Genomic DNA, 23,972 nt, shown 5'->3' with positions numbered 1-23,972 from the left:
CTAATTAAATTTTCGTTGTCGTTTGGCCTCAAAAATTAAAATTCCTGCAGCCACAGAAACATTCATACTATCAATTACACCTTGCATAGGAATAATAATATTTTGAGTTGAATTATTCAACCAGTCATTACTCAATCCAGTAGCTTCAGTACCAACGACGATAGCAGTCGCTTTCAAAAAATCTTGTGTATGATAATCTACAGAAGCCTGCAAAGCTGCACAATAAATTGAGAAATTCTGCTGCTTCAAGAAAGCTATAATATCATTTGTTGCACCTATAGCAACTTGATTGGTGAATACACAGCCAACACTAGATCTAATAATATTTGGATTATACAAATCACTTTTCGGATTTGCAATAATCACAGCATCAACGTTGGCGGCATCTGCTGTACGAAGTAGAGCACCAATATTCCCTGGTTTCTCAGGTGCTTCAGCAACGAGTACTAAAGGATTTTCTTTGTCAAATTTTAAATGCTCAATGCTATGCGATTTTATTTTGGCAATAGCAATAATACCCTCTGTAGTATCGCGATGTGCTAATTTCTGAAAGACCTCTTTAGAGACTTCGATAAGTTCAGTTTCTGAAGTAACTATAGACTTTATTGTTTCTTTAGAGATCAATTCAGAGTAAAACAAAACTGCTTTAATATGATAGTTAGCACTTAGAGCCAAACTTAATTCACGCTGACCTTCAATAATAAAAAGTTCATTTTTTTTTCGTTCACGAGACTTTTCTTTTAAAACAATAATTTGTTTTACCAATTGGTTTTGTGTACTCGTAATGGCTTTGTGATTCATCAATTCTCTTTAAGAGATTACAAATTTAAGCTTTTATAAGTCATCCGCAATGCCAAATAAGTCATAGTATTTTATTAATAGGTAGGAAAATTCAGAATTAATCTGTTATACTAGTGACATCAATCCATTGGCTATTAACTTCAAGGTAAATAGTTGATAAAACTACTAACCAAACTATTTTTTCTATGAAAGTAAAATTACTGTTTCCGCTTTTTGCCCTCCTTTTTTCAATAACTACTTTTTCACAAACACTCAACCAACCAAATGATATGTTTGTTTGTGATGATAATATTCCTGACGGTATAACCGAATTTGACATAGAGTCTCAAACACCTCTTATACTTGGTGGTTTAAGTCCGAATGATTATACAATTACTTACCATGTAACTGAAGCCGATGCTTTAAATCAACAAAATCCACTGGTATCACCTTATACTAATATTTCAAATCCGCAAACCATTTATGTTAGCGCTTTTCAAAATTCTACTGGTAATTTGGAGATATTTACGTTTGATTTAATTGTTAATAGTTTACCCATAACTAATTTTGCTCAAGATGTAGTGGCATGTGATGAAGGTGGTGGTTTTGCTACATTTGACTTGACCATTTTTGATGCAGAGTTTGCTCAAGGCAATCCAAATTTAGAGGTGTCATATTATGAAACCTTTCAGAATGCCGATTTAGGAATTAATGCAATAACAAACCCAAGCGTTTATATTAATACAGTAGCTTATTTTCAAACATTATATGTAAGAGTTACAGATATCACTAGTGGTTGCTCTTATGCTGATCTAAATTTTGCACTGTATTTAAATGTAGAAGAAGGTATAATAATTAATACCCCAACGCCTCTTGTGTTTTGCGATGACAATGACGATGGTTTTGGTATATTCGAAATAGTAAGTAAAGATGATGAAATACTTGGTGGAAATCAAAATCCAAATTTTATTGTCACGTATCACGAAACTCAACAAGATGCAGACAACAATGTAAATCCATTATCAAGCCCATACAATAATATTGTAGCATTTAATCAAACATTATTTGTTAGAGTGGGTTCGATTTTTGGTAATTGCGCACAGACAACTACCCTTGACTTGGTCGTTGACATAGATTGCCTTTCTGTGTCGTCTGCCACAATACAGTTTTGTTCTGATGATCCAAATTTAGAAGTCGATTTTGATTTAACGCCTCAGAATGCAAATATTGTTAACGGACAAGATATTTCAGGGTTTAATTTCACCTATTATTTAACTGAAGCTGATGCCGAAAATCAAAGTAATCCGATATCTAATCCAACATCATATCAATATCCAGTTGGGACACTTATCGTTTATGTACATGTAGAAGAAATTGCAACTGGTAACACAGCAATCACGACGTTAACAGTGACTGGAAATTTAGCGCCAATTGTAGATTATGCTGGACCGTATACTATTTGTAGCGGAGAGGAAATCGTATTAACTCCATTAGTTTCTGGAGGAAGTGGAACATATAATTACTTGTGGAGTATAGGAGCAACAACTCCTGAAATAATTGTTTTCGAAGGAGGTACATATACAGTTACGGTAAGTGATGCTATAACTGGTTGTGTGTCTAATACGTTTACTATAGAAATCACCGAAGGAGAATCTATAACCCTAGGTGATGCAACAGATCTTAGCAGTTGTAATCCTAACGAAATTTTTGATCTAACAGTCACGATTCCTGAAATTTTATTAGGAGCTGATCAAAATTCATATGTCATTCGATTTTATGAAAATGTAAATGATGCTTTCTTTAATGTAAACCCTTTAGCGGCTCCTGAAGCCTATACTAGCAATGGAGTAACCCAAACTATTTATGTTAGAGTCGAAAATACTAATGATACTTGCTTTGCATTATCAGATTTTAACTTGGTAATAGAAACATGTCCTATTGATGTGGTTTGTGGTGAAGAACCAGTAAATACAACTTACTGTTATGAGCTTAATGATGCAACACCATATGTATATACAAGTACAGATGGCTCGCCTTTACAAGTTTTTTTCAATGCAGGACAAGTTGAAGATACTTGGGATGAATTAGTTGTGTTAGATTCTGACGGTGTAACCAACTTAAATCCAGGATCTACTACATATGGAAATGGTGGAGATCTTACTGGATTATCTTTCATGTCTACAGGAGACACCATTACGATTTTTGTCAATTCTGATGATGTTTTTGCCTGTGTAGATCAAAATTATACACCTATAGATTATACTGTAAGTTGTATTGATCTTAATGCACTTCCTAATTGCACCTCAGTACTAGTATTAGAAAATGGAACTGAAGACGTAAATGAAAATGCAGATTTGACTTGGACAGCTTCGACTGGTTTAGTTAGTGGTTATAAAGTATCTGTAGGAATTACACCAGGAGGATCTGAGGTTATAGATAATGTCGACGTTGGAAATGTATTAACATACGATATTGGAACATTGGATTATGAAGTGACCTATTATGTAACTATTGTACCTTATAATGATAATGGACATGCAGAAGGGTGTAATGAACAAAGTTTTACAACAAGAGCTAATCCTAACCAACTTGTAGAGTGTGATGGAGGAGCTGTCAATACGACGTATTGCTACGGAAATAATGATACAAGCGAATTTGGTTTTGAAAGTAGCGACGGATTACCTCTTACTGTATTTTTTAATACAGGAGGAACAGAAGTGACTTACGATGAAATTTCAATAATAGATTCAGATGGTACAGTTTTAAACCCAACACTCCCTTATGGAAATGACGGTGATTTTGCAGGATTAACATATACATCTTCAGGAAGTAGTATCACAGTTAGATTTGATACAGATGGTTCTGTAAGCTGTCAAGCAGGAAGTGCTTGTTGTACCGAAGTATTTGATTTTGATGTGTTTTGTGCGTCTTCGGTTGGATTTATTCAAGTGAATGCGTTTGTAGATACTAATACTAACTCAGTATTTGATGCTAATGAGTTTAATTTTTCCAACGGATATTTTACCTATGAGGTTAATGGTGATGGAACAATTAATACAGTAAACTCGTCTACAGGAAACTTCCAAATCATTAGTGTTAACGAAACCGATACTTACGAAATCACCTTTAATTTATATGAAGAATCCGCAGGTTGTTATGATGTAACTACTGCAAGTTTTAGTAATATATCTGTAGCAAACGGAAATACTGTTACAGTAGACTTTCCTGTGGTTGAAGAACAAAGTTGTGAAGATTTAGCTGTGTATCTTATTAATAATTGGACGCCTCCAAGACCAGGTTTCACACATAGTAACTATCTATATTTGGAGAATTTAGGATTTACTACTATTGCATCTGGTACTGTAGAATTTACAGTAGATCCACAAATGGTATATAACAGTACTTTCAATGTTAATCCAGCATATACAATTACTGCCACTACTACTGGATTTACAGTAGATTTTGTAAATCTTCAACCAGGAGATGTAGAGAGTATAGGCATTTCAATAACATGCCCAGCAAGTGTTGAGCTAGGTGATATTGTGACCAATACAGCAACATATATTACAGATAGTAATGATTTAGTTGAGGTTAACAATTATTCAACACTATCCGAAATTGTTATTGGATCTTGGGATCCAAATGATAAAATGGAATCTCATGGTCCTGAAATTGTATTTGATGACTTTGTAGCGTCAGATGAATATTTGTATTACACAATTCGTTTTCAAAATTTAGGAACAGCTCCTGCTACATTTGTGAGAATAGAGGATATGTTAGATGATCAATTAGATCCAACTACATTCCAAATGCTACGTTCAAGTCATGACTATGTGGTAACACGAACAGAGACGGATTTGGAGTGGTTTTTTGATGCTATTAATTTACCTGCAGAACAAGATGACGCAGATGGCAGCAGAGGATTTGTATACTTTAAGATCAAACCAAAACCAGGGTATGCCATAGGTGATATTATTCCAAATACAGCTGCGATCTATTTTGATTTTAATGCACCTGTGATCACCAATAGGTTTGATAGTGAGTTCGTTGAATTCGCCTTATCTGTTTCTGAAGTTGAAGTGACATCTTTTGATTTATTTCCTAATCCTGCGAAAGATAAAGTGACCATTAGGTTGAATTCTAATGTCTACGGAAATGTAACAGCTAATGTTATAGATATCCAAGGAAAGCAAATTTTAGAAGGACAAATTTCTGAAGGAAATAGTATGGATTTAGATACATCAAATCTACAAAGCGGAATGTACTTTGTTAAAGTAAATACCGATAGAAAAAGTATCGTTAAGAAATTAATAATAGAATAGTCCAAATCTTTTATTTAGTTGAATTTAGGCCTCAGAATTTTTCTGAGGCTTTTTTGTAAACTATTCTCCTTAACTTCGTCTAAGCACGAAACCATAATAACTATGACAAATGAAACTTAAAGCATTACTTTTAATTGCACTTCTTGTTTTTGCATCTTGTAAAGACAATAAAGAAACTGAAACTGTTGAATCTATCGATTATTCTGAAGAAAATTTAGATGTGACCACCAGTACGTATCCAAAAAATATCACTAAAGTATTTGATGCGCATGGCGGTATAGATGTTTGGAATAAGATGAAGACCTTATCATTTACTATGGATAAACCTAATGGTAAAGAGGTAACAACGACCAATTTAAAAACTCGAGCTGAGCTTATCGATACACCAACATACATGTCTGGTTATGATGGTAGCAAATTATGGGTTTCTGAAAAAGATGGAAATGAATATAAAGGGAATGCAAAGTTTTACAAAGGCTTGATGATGTATTTTTATGCTATGCCTTTTATAGTAGGAGATGATGGCATTATATATGAAGATGCAGAGTCTTTAACATTTGAAGGCAAAACATATCCAGGAATTTTAATTTCCTATGAAGCTGGAGTAGGAGTATCTCCAGATGACCAATATATTGTGTATTACGATGAAGAAACTGGCCAAATGCAATGGCTAGCATATACTGTTACCTTTGGAAAAGATGGAAAGAGTGATAATTTCCGATTTATACGCTATAATGATTGGCAGACGATTAATGGTCTGGTATTACCAAAAAGTATCGACTGGTATAATTATGAAGATCGAGTACCAACTGAAAAACGTAACACTGTTGAGTTTACTAATGTTATGGTAACTGATAAAACAAAAGACGATTCACTTTTTAAAATGCCAAAAGGTGCAACCATTATAGAGTAAAGTAAATAATTCTAAGCATAAAAAAACCTGTCAATAATACTGACAGGTTTTTAATTTTATAATAATACGCTTTATTTCTCGCTCTTTAGCTTGTTAGAATAACGTTTCCATAATTTAGTTTGATGTGTTTCTAAACTTATCATACGGCCATCAATAAAGGCATGCGTTATGATATTTGTTCTCATATCGAGAGCGTCACCTTCACTAATAAATAATGTTGCACTTTTCCCAGCCTCTAGACTTCCATAGTTATCATCAATACCTAGAATCTTTGCAGGATTAAGTGTTATTAATTGCAAAGCTTGCTCTTTAGTTAACCCATGTGCAACCGTAGTACCTGCATAAAATGGTAAGTTACGAGAGTTCATACGTTCCATTTGGCCACTGGTTTCTAAAGCCACAGTAACACCTTTATCAGTTAATAGCTTTGCCAATTTAAATGGCATATCATAATCATCATCGGTTTGACTTGGTCTTGTATGTACACGTTGTAATAACACTGAAATATTATTTTTCTTGAGCATATCTGCAACTTTATGAGATTCATAACCACCAACGATAACGGTAGATTTTACATTATGCATTTTAGAAAAGTTAACGGCGTCTGTAATTCCTTTTTCATCATCGACATGAATATAGAGCGTCTTTGAACCATCAAACAACCCATTAGTCGCTTCATAAGGCAGATTTTTTACAGATTTATCACTTTGCATATAAGCCTTAGTGCCATTAAAATAATCACTAATGGCAGTCACCTGTGTGTCATAATCTTTATTAGGTTTCATTGCTGGATCTTCACCTAACCACCAACGGCCTCTAGAAAAACTTCTTGGCCAGTTCATATGAATACCATCATCTTCTTTGATTACAGCATCTTCCCAGTTCCATGCGTCAAATTGTACTACAGACGAAGTACCAGAAATCCGTCCACCTCTTGGTGTGATCTGCCCTAATAAAATACCATTAGGTCGCATAGATTCCACTATTTTAGATTCGGCATTATAAGCGATTAAACTTCGAATGTGTGGATTCCAAGTTCCTAATTCAGAATCGTCATCAGTTGCTCTAACTGCACTAATTTCTACTAATCCTAGAGTAGAATTTGGTACAATAAAACCTGGATAAACATGCTTTCCACTAGCATTAATAATTTCCATCTTTGACATGTCAACTTTTACAGTAGTGCCATCTAGAACTTGCAATAGCTTTCCATCTTCGAAGATTATCAAGCTATTTGTAATCACTTTTCCATTACCAATGTGAGCCGTGGCTCCTGTAATAGCTACTGTTTTACTTTGCTTGGGAGCAGGAGTTTGTTGTGCATATCCTAAAGAAAAACTTAGGAGTAATACAACGAGAGTTTTTATATGTGTTGTTTTCATAGTCATCTTTTTAGTGTTGTTCATGGTCTAAGTAATCACAATGCATTTGATCCTTTTCTTTCTTCTTAATTGGTTGTGTTTTCAAACCTTTATTTTTTGCTTGCATCATCATATTGATGAGCTCACTTTTCTCCTTTTTAATTTGTGAACGCATTTGTTCATCACGTTTCAAATCAAAATAGGTAACACCTTCAATAATTGTTTTTTCAGCTTTTGCGTAGACTGACATTGGATGGTCGCTCCATAATACCACATCGGCATCTTTTCCAACTTTTAAACTTCCTACACGATCGTCTATATGCAATAATTTTGCAGGATTTAATGTCACGAATTTCCATGCATCTTCTTCACTTACACCACCATATTTAACAGATTTTGCCGCCTCTTGGTTTAATCGACGAGACATTTCACCATCATCACTGTTAATAGCAACAACAACACCAGCATCGTGCATAATAGCAGCATTGTATGGTATAGCATCATTAACTTCATATTTGTAAGCCCACCAATCACTAAAGGTTGATCCACCCACGCCATGCTTAGCCATTTTATCTGCTACTTTATAGCCTTCAAGAATATGTGTGAAGGTGTTAATATTGAAGTCAAACTTTTCAGCGACTTTCATCAACATATTGATTTCACTTTGAACATAAGAATGGCAAGAGATAAAACGTTCTTTATTTAGAATTTCAGCAAGGACATCCATTTCAATGTCTTTACGATATGGCTTTCCGCTTTTCTTTAATTTATCATAAGCTTTTGCTCGATTGAAGTAATCCATATATAGTTGTTCGACACCCATTCTGGTTTGAGGGAATCGGGCAAAACTTTGCCAATTAGATTGCTTGACATTTTCACCGAGAGCGAATTTTATAAATTTCGGACTGTTATCATAAATCAAATTATTTGCAGATTCTCCCCATTTTAATTTAATAATGGCCGAACGCCCTCCAATAGGATTCGCAGATCCATGAAGAATTTGAATTGAGGTAACACCTCCAGCAAGGTTTCTGTAAATGTCTATATCTTCATCATCAATAACATCTTCAATAGACACTTCAGCTGATGAGTTATGACCTCCTTCATTAATTGAAGCAGCAGCAATATGTGAGTGTTCATCTATAACTCCAGCAGTTAAATGCTTTCCAGTAGCGTCAATCACAGTTGCATTTCCGCCTGAAAGATTTTGACCAATTTTTGCAATCTTCCCATTTTTAATGAGTACATCTGTATTCTGTAAAATGCCATCACTTTCATTTGTCCATACAGTGGCATTCTTGAATAGCAAAGTTTCAGCTTTAGGTCGTTCTGTAAATCCATAGGCCATATTAGGATAGGTCACAGGTAACGTTTCCTTTGGAGGTTTAGCATCCATTTTCTTTTTATCATCAGAAGCGGTTTCGTCTTTTTCGATTTTATTGGCATAGAAAGTCATTTCGTTACCATCTGGAAAAATAGCCTTACCATTTAATGTGTTTGCATATGAAACATTTGCAACCAATCTAATGAACTCTTGTTGTGTAGAATCTTTGGTGGTCATTGAAATATTAACCCAGTCATCTGCATAACTAATTTTTGACCCTCTATTTTTTCCATTACTAGTAATCTCAGATTTTAGTTTACTTACAGATCCTTTTAAAGTCATTTTGTAGGCTTCACCAGCTAAACGGAATTCATAATCACCTCTAATATCCTTAACCGACATATCTTCAAGTACCGTTTTTTGCCCTTGAACCCAATTTTCATAAAGTGTGGTCTTAGCATCAAAAATATCTCCAGACGTAATTAAAAAGTTTGCATAAGCACCTTTGTTTAGAGTACCTATTTGTGATGATTTGCCTAATAGTTGTGCAGGTATTGTTGTAAGAGCTTCTAAAGCTTTTTCTTTTGGAAGCCCGTATTCTATAGCTTTAATAATATTAGACCTAAAAGACTTTGGTGATTTTAGATCATGAGTTGTAAATGCAAAGCGGACACCATTTTCAGCTAAAACTTTTGGGTTTGAAGGCTCTTGATTCCAAGCTCTCATATCACTTAAGGATAATGATCTGCTTAAAAACGCATTTTCTACATCATAGGCAGCTTGAAAGTTTACAGGAAGAATATATGAGGCATTCGTCGCTTTCACATCGTTTACACGTTCATATTCATCACCACCACCTAGCATGATATATTGTACACCAAATTGGTCTCCAATCTTATCAGCTCTCAATGCATTTGCTCTACTACCAGCACCAAAAATTTGAACGAGCCCCTTATTAGCATTCAAAGCTTCTAGTGACAAATCTTTGGTGTCACTATATCCTTTTGCATACCAATCGGCATCCAAATACATTTGACGCAGTAATGCAATACTTCCCATAATAGAACCTGGATACGATTGTCTTGAGGTTACACTCTTACTAAATGAAAAATATTGACCTGAGTGCGGATCTAATACACGAGCTTCATTACCAGCATCTGGGTTTAAAGCCACTAAAGTTCCGCTACCTCTAATAATACCGTCTTCAATGTGTGTATTTACAACACCAAAGCCAGCTTTCATAAGTTCTTTGGCTTTTTTAGAGTCATATCTAAACTTTTCCATAGCCTTATTTTCAGGCATAACATGGTCATTCCAATAGTAACCACTTCGGCTTGGACCATATTGCGGACCTCTAGCATTGCTATTTGGTCGTTCTGGTTTTTTAACACCAAAGGTCGAGTACATATCTATAAAAGATGGATAGATACTTTTGCCTTCTAGATTAACAACTGTCGTGTTTTTAGGAATACTTACTTGCTTTCCAGACGCTACCACTTTGCCATCTTTAATAAGTAAAGTACCATTCTCTATGATTTGAGTTGGCGTGACATAAATTTTAGCATTCGTAAAAGCTTGATAATTGGTGTTGGTCGTTTTTACACCATTGTTCTTGGGGAAATAGTCTTGTGCAAATAATGCAAAACTGCAAAAGCACAATGCAATTGCAAACTTTATTTTATTCATATAAATGGGTTGATTATTTAATTCCTTCTAAAGATAGAAATTAAGAACCTAAGACGTAAGAAAAAATTAGTTTTTTAACGTTTGATCTATAGGATTATTTTTGTGGTAATTCACTAATAATGCAACGACATAGCTATAGCTTTCCATTCCACCAGCTTGATTGTTTGATTTGAGAAAATTATTATACGTGGCTTTAAACAAGGGTTCGGTAGGATTTTTATAGCCATCCCAAAACTCTTGTACTTCACGATAGTTGTAGAGAATACCTTTGTTGACTTGTTTTAGAAGTTCCTTGTATTGCTTCTGATCACGTTTATACGTTTCATGCAAACAATGACGCAGTGCAAATGCAAATCCGGAATAATTAAAGTAGATATCTGGATGCCGCATAGCTGCCATACTACCTATAAAGTTGGCTTCATTTTCGGCTGCATAACCCAATTGATGTGCTACCTCATGACTTCCAGTTGTTGGAAATTTAAAAGTGGGAATCAAACCATCGATTTGTGCTTCGTTAGTGAATGGGTTTAAATAGCCTGAAAACCCCATATAAGTTAATGGTACACTATATATTGATCGCTTGATACTTCTTGGATGATAGGCTAAATATGGAAACTCTTTAGACAATTCGTCATAGCCATCAGGAATCATTTTTAAGACTTCGGTTTTTGAATATGGCATCTCCACTTTAGCCGAATCATGTTCAGCTAAACGCAATTGAAGACTATTTGTTTTAGTAATTAATTGTTTGGTTAGGCTTAGTAATTCTTCAGTAGTATACTCGTGTTCAATGTTCAACGATTTGTGAAGCGGCAAGCGATAGTAATTAAATGCCCATAATAAGTGAAAGGCAAAATAGCCAACCGAAATTGCCGATAGCACGTCTAAAATCCACTGCTTAGTATCTTTTAGTATTCGTTTCCTATTGATATAGAGCCATCTTATGATATATAGAACAAGAAGCGTATATAAAACATCACCTACGGAAAACGGCAACCAACCAAATGCATAACGCATCGCTTTTGAGATCCAAATGTAAATGCCATGGCTATAAACAGATTCTACAAAATTTGGAAAGTTTGCCAATACATTCAGAAAAATAATCTGAGGAATAATTGATAAGGCAATGATGAGTTTTTTGTGTTTCAGCATGACTCAAAAATAGACGTTTTTTATATATTAATCTTCATAAATACCATACCAATCAAAATCTGATAGCCAATCTACTTTATTATAATCAACAGTTGTATTGGTATAGACACGAAACATCTTTGTAATCTTAGTTTTTTTCAAAATGGTTTTGATTGAGTCAATTTGATGTCGTTTGACATTTTGATCAATGATTAAATTGAATTGATAGTCTGAAATATCTGCATAACGTCTTGAAAGTCTTTCCATGTGAACTTCTCGAGCAATCTCACTTAAATCACTTGTTCTATAATCTAGGGTTGTTGAAGTGAGTATGTCATTCCTATACCCAACAAAAATATCTATGTTATTTGCGTTATTATTTTTAATCACATCTTTCTTTATTGGCAGCTCAACTTCAATTTTTGCTTCCTTTAACAGATAATCATATGCACTATATATCCTTAGAAATTGCACATTGAAATCAGTCTCATCTTTGTTTCTTAGGTATAAGGTGTCTCCATTATCACTTAGTTTATAAAACAGATAAAACTCTTTATTGTCGATATCTGAAAAGTGCTGCTTGATAACTTTAAAATGTAATATGTCATTTTCTACAGACCAACTATTTGTATAATGTTGCCCAAATGATCTTACCACCATGGAGTCTTTGTAAAATTCATATTCGTTGCTTCCGTGTATCAAACTCCAATTTCCTATAAGCTTGTCTTTATATTCATTGGAATTACAACTTTGAAATAGAAAACAAAAAATTATAAGGCGAAATAAAAATCTCATAGAGAAGTCTTAATGGTATATTCCAAAAATACTAAAAAGAATGTACCTTTGTTAAACTAAAAAAATAAAGCATGAGCTCAGAAATAAGACAACTAGAACCCAAACAACTTTGGAATAAATTTGCCGACTTGAACGCAGTACCAAGACCTTCAAAAAAGGAGGAGCGCGTGATTCAATTCATGAAAGATTTTGGGAACAATCTTGGTTTAGAAACTATAGAAGATGAAGTAGGAAATGTCATTATAAAAAAACCAGCAACCGCTGGAATGGAAGACCGTAAAACGATTGTGATGCAATCACATTTAGATATGGTACACCAGAAAAATAACGATACAGTTTTTGACTTTGATAATCAAGGTATTGAAATGTATATTGATGGTGATTGGGTAAGAGCTAAAGGAACAACTCTAGGTGCTGATAATGGGTTAGGTGTTGCGACGATAATGGCTATTTTAGAAAGTACTGATATTCCTCATCCAGCTATCGAAGCCTTATTTACTATTGATGAAGAAACTGGAATGACTGGAGCTATGGGATTAAAAGGAGGTATGCTTGACGGTGAGATTCTTTTAAATCTTGACACAGAAGAAGATGATGAAATTGGTGTTGGTTGCGCTGGAGGTGTTGATGTCACAGCAACTAGAACGTATGAGCAGGAAGACACTCCGGAATTTAAAATCGGATTTAAAATTTCGGTTAAAGGATTGCAAGGTGGTCATTCAGGAATGCAAATTCATGAAGGTTTAGGAAATGCCAATAAGATTATGAACCGTTTATTATTTGATGGTTTTGAGAACTTTGGTTTGCGTATTTCTGAAATTGACGGTGGAAGTTTACGAAACGCTATTCCGAGAGAAAGTAATGCAATTGTTGCTATTGATGCCATTCATGAAAAGGCTTTTGTTTCTGAAATGAATGATATAAGCAAGGAGATAAAAACTGAATTAAAAACCATGGAGCCAGACCTCATAATTGAAGTGTCTAAAATAGACATGCCTAGTCATATTATGGATCTTGGTGTTCAAGAAGGGTTGACTAGAGCGATCTATGCTGCTTTAAATGGTGTGTATCGCATGAGTGCTGATATTCCCGATTTGGTAGAAACATCTAACAATATTGCTCGAGTGATTGTTAAAGAAGGTGACATTAAAATAGGATGTTTAACGCGTAGTTCTGTGGAAAGCTCTAAATGGGATTTAGCAAATATGCTGCGTGCCACTTTTGAATTAACAGGATGCGAAGTCGAGTTTTCTGGTGATTATCCAGGTTGGACACCAAATATGGATTCTGATATTCTAAAGGTGATGGTGCCTTTGTACAAAGAGTTGAATAATGGTGAAGAACCACATGTAGCAGCTTGTCATGCAGGTTTAGAATGTGGAATTTTAGGAACCAACTATCCAGATATGGATATGATTAGTTTTGGCCCTAATATTAAAGGTGCGCATTCACCTGATGAACGTGCTCAAATTTCTTCAGCTCAAAAATACTGGACCTATGTATTAGAGATCTTAAAAAATATACCAAAATCATCTTAAGACAAAAGTTGTATATCAATAAAAAAGCCTTTCATTACGAAAGGCTTTTTTGTTTTAGTTGGTAAGTGGTAGTTATTAGTTTACTATTTCTGTCATTTCTAAAATAAATGTCAAATCTGTATTTGGTTTGATACTTCCTCTTCCACGTTCGCCATAGGCTAGGTGAGATGGTATATAGAAAAAGGCACGTTCACCAACTTTCATAGACGCAATAGCTTCTTTAAAACCAGCTATCATTTGAGCATCAGGGCGAATTTGCATTCTAGATGCACCATACATTCCAGCATCTTCACGTCTCTGATCGTACATTCCCGATTTTTCGGCAACAGCTTTTTGGTTAGAATCAAATAAACGACCATCTGTAAAATAACCTTCGTATTTGATCATTGCAAATTCTCCTTCTTTTGGTTTAGCTCCTGTACCTTCAGTAATTACATGTTTCTTTAAACCTGAAGCCAATGTTGTTGCCTTTGCATTGTAATCATCAATTAATGGTTTTGTTTCTTTAGCTACTTCGGCAATTTTTTCTTCGCGTTCTATTCGTTCAGCTTCTGCTTTTTCCTTTGCGATTTCTTTAAGCGCTTCCCATTTTTTAGGAGCATTCTCTAATTCATCTTCAAATACTTTAGGCGCATTGAACGACTTTGCATCAGATCCTTTTCGAATAATCGTCACTTTGGTCATATATACTGGTTCAAGTGGCTTACTGCTTCCTTGTGCAACAGGTACATTAGAAATGGCATCTTGTACTTCAATTCCTTTTACCAATTCGCCAAAGACACTGTGACAACTCACACGTGGTCGGTCACATGGTTTTAAATTTCCGTTGGCATCAAAAGCATCTAAACTTGGGTAAGGTACTTCAGTAACAAAAAACTGACTTCCATTGGTTCCAATTCCACCAGAGTTTGCCATAGAAAGGATACCACCTTTATCATGTTTTAAGGTTTCATCAAATTCAGAAGTGAATTTATATCCTGGGTTTCCACCACCAGTTCCAGTGTGGTCACCGCCTTGAATCATAAACTGATCCATAACTCTATGAAACGTCAAACTATCATAGTATTTCTTTCCTTTGAATTCTTCACTTACCATTGGGTGATTCCCTTCGGCCAAAGCCACAAAGTTCGCAACAGTTAGCGGTACTTTGTCATAAAACAATTTGGCGATCATGGTGTCTTTTGACGTGATGATTTCGGCATAAAGTCCGTCTTCAAGATCTGGATATTCTTCTTTACATGAGGTTAATGTTACAAAAAGGCATAACATTAAAATTTGGAGTGTTTTGCTAATCAATTGCATTGGTATTATATTAAATTTATTGGTTTTGTTTTATAGTGTTTACAGTTACTTTGCACATTAAAGGAATATTAGTTCCAATTCTATTGTTATCGCCATAATAACCATAGGCTTTTTGCGACGGAAACAGGAACGTTGCCGATTCTGTCGGTTTCATTAGTTTCAGTCCTTCTCGAAGTCCTTGAAATATTTCTTCCTGATCCATAGCATAATTTTGCGTGCCTAACTCTTCTTTGGTATATATTACATTTCCGTTGAGATCCTTTACATCATAATCGAAGTTAACGATATCTCCAAAACTAGCTGTAATCGTATCTATTTCAACTTTAGTATGGTAGTAATACCAAAAGCCGTTAGCAGAAGCCACATAATCATATTCAGGGTTTTGTGCCATTATAGCTTCAATACGTTTTTGTTCACGTTCGTTAAGCTTTTTGTTACGTTCGGCAGATTCTTTAATGAATGATCCCGATTTAACATCTTTAGGCTTACGAGCCTCAGGAGTTTTGCAACTCATGGCCAATAAAATTAAAAAGAGTAAAGGATATATGGTTTTCATTATGCTTTGAGGTCTTGTTTATATTGAGGCAAGATACTAATAAATTTATCAATGGTGTCGCTTAAATTTAAATCACTTTTTCCTCCAGCAGCATTAGTATGACCTCCACCGCTAAAATGCTCTCTTGACAATTCGTTTACCGAAAAACCACCTTTACTACGCAGGGAAATCTTGATGATGTTCTCTTGTTGATTCTCAATAAAAATGGCTGCAAAAATCACACCTTTAAGTGATAGACCATAGTTAACGAAACCTTCGGTATCACCCTTTTTAAATTTAAATGTATTAAGTTCTTCTTGAGATAGTGTAATGTAAGCTGTATGATATTCGGGAATTACTTTTAAGTTGCTTAATGCACGTCCTAATAATTGCAAGCGTTCATAACTATTGGTGTCATATAAGTTGTTATGAATTTCAGAATTATTAGCACCTTTTTCAATCAGGTTCCCAATGATCTTATGAGTTGCACTCGTTGTAGATGGAAATCGGAAAGATCCAGTATCTGTCATAATCCCTACATACAAACATGTAGCGATATCTGAATTAATTTTATCAGAATCACCAAGCATATCAATAAAATTATAAACCATTTCACAGGTCGATGACATGCTTACATCAGAATACATATACTCGGCATAATTATCAGGTTGTTGATGATGATCGATCATAATTTTCATGCCTTTGGATGCTGCTACTGCAGTTTCCATATCACCAATTCGACTCAATGAATTAAAGTCTAAAGTAAAGATGATATCTGCATCTTTGATATAGTCGTCACTTTCAGTAGTATCGCTTTCATATTTCAGGATGGTCGACTCGCCAGGCATCCACTTAAGGAAATCTGGATAATCATTTGGCGCAATAATAATGGCTTTATGATTGTGAGATTTGAGATAATGATATAATCCAAGAGTAGACCCAATGGCATCTCCATCTGGATTTTTATGTGGAATGATAACAATGGCTTTAGGTGAACTTAAAAGCGTTTTGATGCTATTAATGTCGTCTTTATTCATAGAGGACGAATATACAATTTTTTAATAATGGTTTTTACTGAATAATCTAATAATTGTGTTATTTTTGCACTCAAATTTAAAATATACAAATGGCAACAAATAGAACATTTACCATGCTTAAACCAGATTCTGTTGAAAAAGGGAATATTGGTGCAATTTTAGAAAAGATTACAGCTTCAGGTTTTAGAATCGTAGCGATGAAATTAACGCATATGACTACTCAAGATGCTAAAGCATTTTATGCTGTGCACAGTGAAAGACCATTTTATGGAGAATTGGTTGAGTATATGACAAGAGGACCAGTTGTGGCAGCGATCTTAGAAAAAGATAATGCTGTTGAAGATTTCAGAACTTTAATTGGTGCGACAAATCCAGCTGAAGCAGCTGAAGGAACAATTAGAAAATTATATGCAGCTTCTATGGGAGAAAATGCGGTTCACGGAAGTGATAGTGATGAGAATGCAGCTATTGAAGGTGCTTTCCATTTCTCAGGTAGAGAGATGTTTTAAGCAACGCATACGTTTATAATATTTATATAGTTAAAGCGCGACTCACTGAGTTGCGCTTTTTTGATTTATTTTTGTGGTTTTTATACGATATCAAATGAAAAGGATTTTATATTGTTTCGTTTTTCTTCCTATGCTTTTATCGGCTCAAATCAATGAAAGTGACACGCTTAAACTAAAAGCTAATTTGTCACTTACAGGGTTTTGGCAGGCAGGAAATGTGGAGACCTTGATTTTTAGGGCAAAGTCAGATTTGAGTGTGAAGCCTTGGAAGAAATGGGTATTTAAAACTAATAATTCTTATGTCTATCAAGAGTTTGGGAAGGAGAAAGCAGATGAAGATTTTTTAAGTCTTAACTTTTTGTATTTCAATCCAGAACGAAAATTCTACCCTTTAGCTTTAGGGTTTATCAGTACCAACTTTAGAAGAGAAATTGATGTGCGTTATCTCTTTGGTGCTGGTGTGACTTATCAAGTGTTGAACAAGAATAAAAATTGGCTTAAATTTTCAATTACTGGTGAATATGAACAAACCAATTTTTCTGAAACCGACTTTAATATTTCGGAATATGATGGCAGTAAATCGATCAACACCTTAAGAGGTACAATATGGGTTAATGGAAAATATCATCTGTTTAAAAATAAGTTGATTCTAACCCATGAAAGTTATGTGCAACCGTCTCTGGAGCAAAGTAATAATTACAGATGGCGTGCCGATCTTGGACTTGAGCTTCCTGTTTGGAAGTTTTTAAATTTTAAAATCAACTACCTACATACTTTTGAAAGCATTGTCATTGAAGGTCAAAAGCGTCAGGACAAATTTTTAACCTTAGGATTTACTTTAAAAAGCTATTAATTAGAGTTCTAGTTTTAGCAATTCAATATAAGGATCACCACTTAATCCTAAAAGCTTTGCAAATGCTGGCTCTGTCTTCATGCCGTTAGATTTCAACCTTATGATTTCTTGCTTAAATTTTAACCCCTTTTCTGTCAAAATTTTATCTTCAATAAGCATATGTTGGTAGGCGTTCTGCTGTTCGGTTGGGATATGTTGACCGAAAATTTCAAATGACAACTGTTCTACTTTAAACTCTGCAATTGTCGATTCTATATTTTGATATGTTGTGGAGTAAACTTTAAAGTGGTCGTAATGCCCAAACGATTTTGTGACATGTAAGGAAAAGGCTTTGTGATTGTTACATTGGCAAATAATATCCAAATCACTGTCTGGTAAATCAATACCAATGGGTATAGTTCCTGTTAGAATAGGATCATAGGCTTTGAGCTGATCTAGAATGTTAAGCTTTCTAATAACAGCATATGCACGTTTTTGTCTGTCATTACCAGATTTAAGATAGTTGATATGTTTAAAATCTTTGGTCAATTCTAAATTACTTGGATTCTCTATTATTTCCACTCCCAATCCAGTTCATCTACATAATCTAAATCAATATCAGTAAATAGTTTTTTAAATTCTGCATGATCTGTAACAGCTCGTTTTGGGATGATTATGGTCAAATCTGATTTCAACCTCAAAAAATAATGGTCTTTTAATTCAATTAATTTATCAAACTCCGATTCTTGTATTCTGCTTTGTGATCCAAAACTGGACGTTTCTATAAAATCGGCTTCATCACCAAAAGTGAGTTCATTCTCTTTTCCTATTCTGTTTGTATAATTTTCTTTGATGTGATTTTCGAAGTGTCTTTTATATCTCCCTTTGGAATACAATGGATAAAAGACATACCAGAGTAGTGCGAATAGAATAAATAGTATTGAAAGCTCTGTCTTCTTCAAAATGAACATCACTAATCCTAGTATCACATAAATTATTGGTATTATAATTCTTGATTTGTTTCTGTTCTGTTTTTGTCGTTTAGATTTAGAAGATGCATAAAGTTGGTATTCTAAAAAATCGTCGAAGTTTAACGTGTAATTTAATGTCATTGGTGTTTAATCCTTGTTGATACAAGGAGGAAAGTTAAAAAAAAAAGATTGCCTATCTAGACAATCTTTAATTTTGAACTATAAGAAATAGTTTGATTTGTTTCTATTTAATGAATTACTTCAACGTTAATAGCATTTAATCCTTTTTTTCCTTGTTCAGTTCTAAACTGAACTTTGTCATCTTCTTTGATGTTATCAATCAAACCTGAATTGTGTACAAAAATATCCTCTCCTGAGTCTTTTGATGTGATAAACCCAAATCCTTTTGAGCTGTTAAAAAATTTTACTGTGCCTTCTTGCATCTTTACTAAATTTAAAATTAAAAATAAGTTTTGTTCAAGATTATATCCTGTGACGCTAATTTGAGTATATCATAAGCTTTGTTATGAGCTATTCATGATTTTGCAAACGCTTAAAAAATAAAGTAGTGATGAAATAAAAAAGGAAAGAAGGGCTAAACTCTTTAATTGATTATAAAATAATACCCTAGAATTGTAAAGGTGTTCTGCTTGAACAGTGCAAATATAGACTATTAAATATTGGAATATGTGCTAATACTTAAAAATCTTCATCGCCAGCTTTTTAATTGGTTAGTTTTCTCATGATCCATTCCAATGGTCCTGATTGTTTATATTTCCGCCACACTATAGCAAATATAATGCACAGCAGACTAAAACCTAATGCATAAGCTACTGAAAACTGAACAGAATACTGACCCATTTTTGAAGGGTCTATCGTGTCAATAAGTCCCATACCGATAATAACATGCGCCACATAAAAGGTTAGCGCTAATTGTCCAGTTTTATTTAAAGCAGTAATTATGATATTATTTTCATAGCGCTTGGCGATGAGTATACACGCTGAAATGATGGAGAAGGCTATTGCAATTCCGTTGAACATATAAATAGGTAATGGTGGCATTGGATTGGTTCCAATAATTTCAGCTAATTCTTTTGCAGTGTCTTGGTTTCCTGCTGATAAGACCACAATAGAGACATAAGAAAGTGCTTGAATAGATAAGAAAATAAGTGTACTCACCCAAAAGGTCTTTTTTATGAACTTATCATTGTGCAAATCCTGTTTTCCAAACCAATAGCCAAATAACATAAAGGCAGTCCACGGAATTACAGGATGAAAACCGTTAAAAAACAGATTCCTCATAAACCCATTAAAGGTCCAAAAATCTTGATAGGTTAGTGTCTTAAAGTCCCAACCAGTTTCGTAATTCCAAAGTGTCATAAGTATTGGGAAAGTCAATATTATGGCGATTGCTGAAGCTATAAGTGTCTTCCCTTTGCTGGTTAATAGCAACATAGTTATTGCCATATAAATCCCATAAAAATGAAGAATGTCTGCTGGCCAAATGGCGATGTAGGAGATACCGATAACAAATAGGAATACAGCTCGTTTTGCAATTCTGTTGCGAGCAATTTTTAATTTGGCTTGATCATTATTTAGAATGGCAGAATTGGTCATTAAAGCGAGTCCGACACCAGCTAGCACCACAAATGTTGCAGCAGCTTTTCCATCAAAAATGCCAACGATAGACCTTAACCAATTAGGACCAGATTGCCCAAAAACAACTTTAAAATTGACAATGATCATTCCGATAATAGCCAATGCTCGTGCAACATCAATTCCAATGATTCTTTTCTTCATGTCTTTCTTTTCTATATTAAATAGACGTGAAATGTTGTATGATGGTTGCCTGAAGTGCTAGTACTTTTGTTATTTGTTTTTTATTAATAGAGGATACACCTCTCCAGAATCGTGCTCATCAATAATAAACATAAAGTTGTTTTTGTAGTTCAGTCCTTCGAACTTTTGTTCAAAGTCCATTTTCATTAATGTTTCGTGAATCGCAATAAAGCCTTCAAACTTGTATAATTCAAACAGTTCTATAAGTCCGTCTAATTCATCGATATCCACATCTTTATACTCTGAAGGTAATTTCTCATCATCTAGTATGGCCAAAGAATCCATAAAACTCATGGTAATTCCTGGTAAGGCATCAAATTTGGTGGCGAAGTCATAGTCGTATCCCATATCAAACTCTTCTGTTTGGACTTTGTAGTCTTTCCAAGTCCCAATGCCATAGGCAGCAGCATCTACACCTTCCATTAAAAAATAGCCATCAAACTCGAAGAGTATGGCAAATAACTCCTCGTCTCTTATAATGCCCTTTTCAGGATTTATCCACCATTCGTTAAGGTTCTTCTCAATCTCAACCTCTAAGTGTTTCTTATAGGTTTCAAAATCATAGGACTTTAACTCCTGATATAAACGATACAGTAGCTTATCCAAATTTGGTATAGCATTAAAATTGGTGTCATATTCGTTTCTAAGACTGAATAATGTTGCTATTATTTTGCTGTTGCTCATGGTTGTTTTTTGATTTAGGTCTAAGTTAGTAAACGAGAATGAACTATAAGGTATTCCGTAGGATTTTGCTAACGCCAGTTCGCTTGGCTCGTTTCCAAATACAAAAAGAACTAGCAATTGGCTATACACATTGTTGCCAGTAGTTTTTTACGTTCTATTTCTATATCCTAATCCATTATGTCTATGAGTGTGGCTAATTCTTTACCATAATCTATAAATGCAATGGTTTCATCTGTCCTTGCCAATTTGATTTTATCAAAAATGACTAGTGCCTCACCATTACTTTCTAAATGATAAATCTGACGACTTTCGAAAAAGCGAATGATTTCATCTGAAAAAAATGACCTAATCTCAGATTCATTATTCCCCATAAGCAAGAATTTTTTAGAAAAATCAGGATACATATCAAAATCAATGTCCTTATAGCCAGTAAATGCCATCACCTTGTCAAATATTTTTTCTAATACAGCTTCTTTTTCCATGGTAAAAACGGGAATTTTTTTATTCAATTTTAAGACCATTAGAGTGGTGTTAAACGTCTCAGCTGTAAAAGCCTGACCTTCATTGAATGTTACATCTGCAATTTCCCAAGATACATCCAAATCTTTAAATGTTCCCTTGAGACAATTGTATTTGCCTTCAATAGGTCTAATTTCAAAAAAGTGGAACTTCTTTAAATAATCTGTATTCCAATCAACTTGACTTGCGTATTGATAATTTTTCTCAGTTGCTAAATTTCGTAATCGCTTTTGCCTTTGAGATAGTTTAGTTCCAGAACCAGCGAAATTAATTTTTAAAGCCCTATTATAGGTAGATGATGAAACATGAGAATCCAATCCTGATATAACGACCTTGCCGCCTGTAGCCCTTTGTATGTTTAGGTAGTCCACTAGGTAGTCCATATAGGTAATACCTACCAATCTTGTTTCTGATAAATCAATATTGACATCTGCTCCAGAAGGAATTTGTGCCACTAGTTTATCGACTTTTATAATGCCTAAAAAATTCGCAATACCTCTAATCTTTAAATCGAAACTGCCATCTGGTCGTTCTATTAATTTTGTACGAGACTTATAAACCATTTTAAAAAATCGAGAGATGGATACCCTTGCCAATAACATGTGAATGACCAGCGCCAATAATAGCCCGCCGAGTAAACCAATTAATAAATTGGTGTATAGCGTTAAAACCATGGTGCCAACAAAAAATATTAATTGCTCGATTCCTTGATTATAAATTTGTTTAAAAACGGCAGGAGAAGCTAATTTAAACCCAGTATACACAAGTAAAATTGCAAAAGCACATAGCGGGACTTGTCTCATTATTGGACTCAAAACCACAATAAAAACTAACAGTAAAAGTCCTTGATACATGTTGGACCACTTTGTCTTTGCACCATTATGAATATTAACCGTACTTCTAATAATCACAGCTATAATTGGCAGACCTCCAATCATACCAGCTACGATTGTACTCAATCCAATACCTGTCAAATCTTTATTTAAATCCGTCTTTCGTTTATAAGGATCAATTTTGTCAACTGCTTTCGCAATGGCTAATGATTCAATACTTGTTATGATTAAAATAGATACTACGGTTGTCCAGAATTCAATGGTATTAATTTTACTAAAATTTGGATGCATTATTGAATCCATAATATTATCTGGAATATCCAACAGCAGATTAGGACCTACCTCGTATGCCTTTCCAAAGAATGAAAGCGTATGTTGGTCAAAGAAATTGAAAAAATAAACAAAGGGAATGGAAAGGGCAACGACCCACATTGGCGTTGGCAAAATATGGAAAAATCGATTACTGATTTTGGAATGAAACAATAATAAAAGCAAGCCAACCAAAGCAATAATCACCACAAAAGGATTCGCTTGAGGTAGGTATAGAACCGCATCAATAAGGTTTTGTATAATACTCGGACTATCTGAATGCGTGCCTAAGGCGACATGGATTTGTTTAGCAAAGATGATAATTCCGATTGCTGCCAAAATACCATGAATTACAGAAGAATGGAATATATCCGCTAATCGACCCAATTTCAATACTCCCAATAATACTTGAATAGCACCTGAAACGACCACTGCAGCCAATACATAATTAAATGCTTGCCCAGAACCATCATCCATCAATACAATTCCCAAAAGTATGACAGCAATAACTCCTTTTGCAGGTCCGTTGACCGATATATGACCACCTCGATAAAGGGTTGTTACAACACCGCCAACAATTGCTGAGATGATACCGGACATTGCAGGTGCACCTGCTGCCAAAGCAATGCCTAATGAAAGAGGTAGTGCAATGAGTGATACACTCACTGCTGCAATTAAATCACTTTGCCAATTTTGAATTAAACCTTTAAAGCCTTTTTCTGGTGTAATTTCCATGTATTTAACTATCTGTG

General features: G+C 34.5%; 19 protein-coding genes. 5 read left to right on the top strand and 14 right to left on the bottom strand.

The annotated features are described in order from the left end of the window. Window positions 1-801, bottom strand: coding sequence for an RNA methyltransferase (locus Q0783_RS09890; RefSeq protein ID WP_298894761.1), 801 nt, complete (start codon window positions 799-801; stop codon window positions 1-3). 185 nt (window positions 802-986) lie between these two features. Here Q0783_RS09890 and Q0783_RS09885 point away from each other — a divergent pair, with 185 nt between their 5' ends. Next, window positions 987-5,102 carry a T9SS type A sorting domain-containing protein gene (locus Q0783_RS09885; RefSeq protein WP_298894759.1) on the top strand — a complete coding sequence of 1,372 codons (4,116 nt, stop codon included), beginning with the start codon at window positions 987-989 and terminating at the stop codon, window positions 5,100-5,102. 109 nt (window positions 5,103-5,211) lie between these two features. Beyond that, window positions 5,212-6,015: a DUF6503 family protein gene (locus tag Q0783_RS09880; RefSeq protein WP_298894757.1), complete on the top strand. Its 804-nt coding sequence runs from the start codon at window positions 5,212-5,214 to the stop codon at window positions 6,013-6,015. A gap of 71 nt (window positions 6,016-6,086) precedes the next feature. Here the strand turns inward: Q0783_RS09880 and Q0783_RS09875 are convergent, their stop codons facing one another. From Q0783_RS09875 to Q0783_RS09860, 4 genes are all read right to left on the bottom strand, one after another. Further along, window positions 6,087-7,397: an amidohydrolase family protein gene (locus Q0783_RS09875; RefSeq protein WP_230935063.1), complete on the bottom strand. Its 1,311-nt coding sequence runs from the start codon at window positions 7,395-7,397 to the stop codon at window positions 6,087-6,089. A 10-nt stretch (window positions 7,398-7,407) separates the two neighbouring features. Further along, window positions 7,408-10,386, bottom strand: a complete 2,979-nt coding sequence (locus Q0783_RS09870) for an amidohydrolase family protein (RefSeq protein WP_298894753.1) — start codon at window positions 10,384-10,386, stop codon at window positions 7,408-7,410. Between the two features lie 66 nt (window positions 10,387-10,452). Then, on the bottom strand, window positions 10,453-11,538 hold the full coding sequence (locus Q0783_RS09865) for a DUF3810 domain-containing protein (protein ID WP_298894751.1): 1,086 nt from the start codon (window positions 11,536-11,538) through the stop codon (window positions 10,453-10,455). A gap of 27 nt (window positions 11,539-11,565) precedes the next feature. Continuing rightward, the gene (locus Q0783_RS09860) at window positions 11,566-12,312 is read right to left on the bottom strand and encodes a hypothetical protein (RefSeq protein WP_298894749.1); all 747 of its coding nucleotides are present in this window, start codon (window positions 12,310-12,312) and stop codon (window positions 11,566-11,568) included. Between the two features lie 71 nt (window positions 12,313-12,383). Here Q0783_RS09860 and Q0783_RS09855 point away from each other — a divergent pair, with 71 nt between their 5' ends. Beyond that, window positions 12,384-13,850, top strand: coding sequence for an aminoacyl-histidine dipeptidase (locus tag Q0783_RS09855; protein ID WP_298894747.1), 1,467 nt, complete (start codon window positions 12,384-12,386; stop codon window positions 13,848-13,850). A 75-nt stretch (window positions 13,851-13,925) separates the two neighbouring features. On the opposite strand, the gene Q0783_RS09850 is transcribed toward Q0783_RS09855, so the two are convergent. Genes Q0783_RS09850 through Q0783_RS09840 form a run of 3 tightly spaced genes read right to left on the bottom strand, consistent with a single transcriptional unit; the run spans window position 13,926 to window position 16,724 of the window. Next, the gene (locus Q0783_RS09850) at window positions 13,926-15,152 is read right to left on the bottom strand and encodes a peptidylprolyl isomerase (protein WP_298761317.1); all 1,227 of its coding nucleotides are present in this window, start codon (window positions 15,150-15,152) and stop codon (window positions 13,926-13,928) included. 16 nt (window positions 15,153-15,168) lie between these two features. Then, window positions 15,169-15,708: a gliding motility-associated peptidyl-prolyl isomerase GldI gene (gene gldI, locus Q0783_RS09845; protein WP_298894745.1), complete on the bottom strand. Its 540-nt coding sequence runs from the start codon at window positions 15,706-15,708 to the stop codon at window positions 15,169-15,171. Further along, the gene (locus Q0783_RS09840; RefSeq protein ID WP_298894743.1) at window positions 15,708-16,724 is read right to left on the bottom strand and encodes a bifunctional oligoribonuclease/PAP phosphatase NrnA; all 1,017 of its coding nucleotides are present in this window, start codon (window positions 16,722-16,724) and stop codon (window positions 15,708-15,710) included. Before Q0783_RS09840 ends, gldI begins: the two co-directional genes overlap by 1 nt. An 89-nt stretch (window positions 16,725-16,813) precedes the next feature. Here Q0783_RS09840 and Q0783_RS09835 point away from each other — a divergent pair, with 89 nt between their 5' ends. Further along, window positions 16,814-17,233: a nucleoside-diphosphate kinase gene (locus tag Q0783_RS09835; RefSeq protein ID WP_230935070.1), complete on the top strand. Its 420-nt coding sequence runs from the start codon at window positions 16,814-16,816 to the stop codon at window positions 17,231-17,233. Between the two features lie 94 nt (window positions 17,234-17,327). Next, the gene (locus tag Q0783_RS09830; protein ID WP_298894741.1) at window positions 17,328-18,086 is read left to right on the top strand and encodes a DUF481 domain-containing protein; all 759 of its coding nucleotides are present in this window, start codon (window positions 17,328-17,330) and stop codon (window positions 18,084-18,086) included. Here the strand turns inward: Q0783_RS09830 and Q0783_RS09825 are convergent, their stop codons facing one another. The 6 genes from Q0783_RS09825 to Q0783_RS09800 form a co-directional block, all read right to left on the bottom strand. After that, window positions 18,087-18,647 carry a DUF4269 domain-containing protein gene (locus Q0783_RS09825; RefSeq protein WP_298894739.1) on the bottom strand — a complete coding sequence of 187 codons (561 nt, stop codon included), beginning with the start codon at window positions 18,645-18,647 and terminating at the stop codon, window positions 18,087-18,089. It lies immediately after the preceding gene. Further along, entirely contained in the window at window positions 18,638-19,177 is a 540-nt protein-coding gene (locus Q0783_RS09820) for a YcxB family protein (RefSeq protein ID WP_298894737.1), read from the bottom strand. Before Q0783_RS09820 ends, Q0783_RS09825 begins: the two co-directional genes overlap by 10 nt. 107 nt (window positions 19,178-19,284) lie before the next feature. Further along, window positions 19,285-19,479: a cold-shock protein gene (locus Q0783_RS09815; RefSeq protein ID WP_230935074.1), complete on the bottom strand. Its 195-nt coding sequence runs from the start codon at window positions 19,477-19,479 to the stop codon at window positions 19,285-19,287. A gap of 280 nt (window positions 19,480-19,759) precedes the next feature. Continuing rightward, window positions 19,760-20,836 carry a DUF418 domain-containing protein gene (locus Q0783_RS09810; RefSeq protein WP_298894734.1) on the bottom strand — a complete coding sequence of 359 codons (1,077 nt, stop codon included), beginning with the start codon at window positions 20,834-20,836 and terminating at the stop codon, window positions 19,760-19,762. A 69-nt stretch (window positions 20,837-20,905) separates the two neighbouring features. Next, window positions 20,906-21,676, bottom strand: coding sequence for a hypothetical protein (locus Q0783_RS09805; RefSeq protein ID WP_298894732.1), 771 nt, complete (start codon window positions 21,674-21,676; stop codon window positions 20,906-20,908). 50 nt (window positions 21,677-21,726) lie between these two features. Continuing rightward, window positions 21,727-23,955 (bottom strand): SulP family inorganic anion transporter, encoded by a 2,229-nt coding sequence (locus Q0783_RS09800; protein ID WP_298894730.1) that lies wholly within the window; start codon window positions 23,953-23,955, stop codon window positions 21,727-21,729. Window positions 23,956-23,972: the final 17 nt, after the last annotated feature.

It is taken from the genome of uncultured Psychroserpens sp. (genome assembly GCF_947500255.1).
Classification (GTDB): Bacteria; Bacteroidota; Bacteroidia; order Flavobacteriales; family Flavobacteriaceae; genus Psychroserpens.
The sequence above is the reverse complement of the archived record's forward strand: the minus strand, read 5'-3'. Positions and strand labels throughout refer to the sequence as shown.

Excerpts from the sequence above, each read along its gene's own strand:
- Q0783_RS09890 (WP_298894761.1), bottom strand. The coding sequence starts at position 801 with ATGAATCACAAAGCCATTACGAGTACACAAAACCAATTGGTAAAACAA.
- Q0783_RS09885 (WP_298894759.1), top strand. The coding sequence starts at position 987 with ATGAAAGTAAAATTACTGTTTCCGCTTTTTGCCCTCCTTTTTTCAATA.
- Q0783_RS09880 (WP_298894757.1), top strand. The coding sequence starts at position 5,212 with ATGAAACTTAAAGCATTACTTTTAATTGCACTTCTTGTTTTTGCATCT.
- Q0783_RS09875 (WP_230935063.1), bottom strand. The coding sequence starts at position 7,397 with ATGAAAACAACACATATAAAAACTCTCGTTGTATTACTCCTAAGTTTT.
- Q0783_RS09870 (WP_298894753.1), bottom strand. The coding sequence starts at position 10,386 with ATGAATAAAATAAAGTTTGCAATTGCATTGTGCTTTTGCAGTTTTGCA.
- Q0783_RS09865 (WP_298894751.1), bottom strand. The coding sequence starts at position 11,538 with ATGCTGAAACACAAAAAACTCATCATTGCCTTATCAATTATTCCTCAG.
- Q0783_RS09860 (WP_298894749.1), bottom strand. The coding sequence starts at position 12,312 with ATGAGATTTTTATTTCGCCTTATAATTTTTTGTTTTCTATTTCAAAGT.
- Q0783_RS09855 (WP_298894747.1), top strand. The coding sequence starts at position 12,384 with ATGAGCTCAGAAATAAGACAACTAGAACCCAAACAACTTTGGAATAAA.
- Q0783_RS09850 (WP_298761317.1), bottom strand. The coding sequence starts at position 15,152 with ATGCAATTGATTAGCAAAACACTCCAAATTTTAATGTTATGCCTTTTT.
- gldI (WP_298894745.1), bottom strand. The coding sequence starts at position 15,708 with ATGAAAACCATATATCCTTTACTCTTTTTAATTTTATTGGCCATGAGT.
- Q0783_RS09840 (WP_298894743.1), bottom strand. The coding sequence starts at position 16,724 with ATGAATAAAGACGACATTAATAGCATCAAAACGCTTTTAAGTTCACCT.
- Q0783_RS09835 (WP_230935070.1), top strand. The coding sequence starts at position 16,814 with ATGGCAACAAATAGAACATTTACCATGCTTAAACCAGATTCTGTTGAA.
- Q0783_RS09830 (WP_298894741.1), top strand. The coding sequence starts at position 17,328 with ATGAAAAGGATTTTATATTGTTTCGTTTTTCTTCCTATGCTTTTATCG.
- Q0783_RS09820 (WP_298894737.1), bottom strand. The coding sequence starts at position 19,177 with ATGACATTAAATTACACGTTAAACTTCGACGATTTTTTAGAATACCAA.
- Q0783_RS09815 (WP_230935074.1), bottom strand. The coding sequence starts at position 19,479 with ATGCAAGAAGGCACAGTAAAATTTTTTAACAGCTCAAAAGGATTTGGG.
- Q0783_RS09810 (WP_298894734.1), bottom strand. The coding sequence starts at position 20,836 with ATGAAGAAAAGAATCATTGGAATTGATGTTGCACGAGCATTGGCTATT.
- Q0783_RS09800 (WP_298894730.1), bottom strand. The coding sequence starts at position 23,955 with ATGGAAATTACACCAGAAAAAGGCTTTAAAGGTTTAATTCAAAATTGG.